At 30.4% G+C, this 1,068-nt stretch carries 1 protein-coding gene; it reads right to left on the reverse strand.

The genetic code is table 11. The annotated features are described in order from the left end of the window. Positions 1-323 precede the first annotated feature (323 nt). Positions 324-905, reverse strand: coding sequence for a DUF2087 domain-containing protein (locus RB298_RS05125; protein ID WP_328235671.1), 582 nt, complete (start codon positions 903-905; stop codon positions 324-326). Between the last annotated feature and the right edge of the window lie 163 nt (positions 906-1,068).

The raw sequence follows: 1,068 nt of genomic DNA on the forward strand, positions 1-1,068 counted from the left end.
ACTTCATTATGGTTAAAACACTTTTATAGTTTTAAAAAATAAGGATTATTCACTAATTTAACTGGTAGCGGATAATCCTTATTGCATACAGAGGTTTTATGATTTTTTCAAAGCAGATGCTTTTAGGGTAAGCAGTAAGCAAACTAATATGGCTGCTGTGCCAGCACATAGGAGAATGAAATTAATGTCACATGCTTACCAAAACGTTGGTTTTTTTCATTTTGGACATTACATTTTTACTTTAATTCTATTTGAAATAACATAGACTAATTAGATATATATCGAATTAGAAAGCTTAAAAAATGAACGTTTTTACGTCCATTTTAAAAGATAACGGGCCACATCTCTTTCGGATTTAACTCGTATTCTCCATTTTGCCTATACATAAAATGCTGCATAATTAATTCTCTGCGAATCGTTGCATAATCTTCATGATATTTTTTTATATGTTCATTTAGTTCTTTCTCTTGATACGTTTTTCCGTGTTGTAAATCGCGTATTAAATAGGCTAATATTACGTTCTTTTTCTTTCTTTGACTTGGAATGATCTTTAAAGTACCATCACTATTTATAAAGTTTTTAACAATCGATAATTTGTCTTTATCCTGTAAATGGTTTTCTTGATTTTCCATCGAATCCTCTCCAATACTCAAAATAGCCTTCGAGTTATATTCAAGTCTTTCAAGGTCTAGATAAAAATAAATAATGTTCCCTTGTCTTCTTTGATAAATAATTCCTACATTTCTTAGTTTTGAAATGTGATGAGTAATAGTTGGAGGCTGCAACCCCAGCTTATAAGCAATGGCTTGCCCGTGAAGAGGTCCTTTTTTTAATAGTGAAATAATTCTAATCCTGGTAGGATCACCAACGGCTTTATGATAACTCACCAACTTATCTAATTGCATAGCTTACTACCTTCTTCCCTTAATTCGATATACATCTAATTTGATATTAATCGAATTGGATGAATATGTCAAAAAAATATTTAAAGTGAAGAATTGTCACACTGTATATAAAAAAATCTGCCCTGTATAATCTTCAAACTATAAAAAAAGCGCCTATTTCTTC

Origin of the sequence: Priestia sp. BR_2 (assembly GCF_041954005.1) — a bacterium.
In the GTDB taxonomy this organism is placed as follows: Bacteria; Bacillota; Bacilli; order Paenibacillales; family Paenibacillaceae; genus Paenibacillus_AQ; species Paenibacillus_AQ lautus_A.

Coding starts and splice junctions, on each gene's coding strand:
- RB298_RS05125 (WP_328235671.1), bottom strand. CDS start 905: ATGCAATTAGATAAGTTGGTGAGTTATCATAAAGCCGTTGGTGATCCT.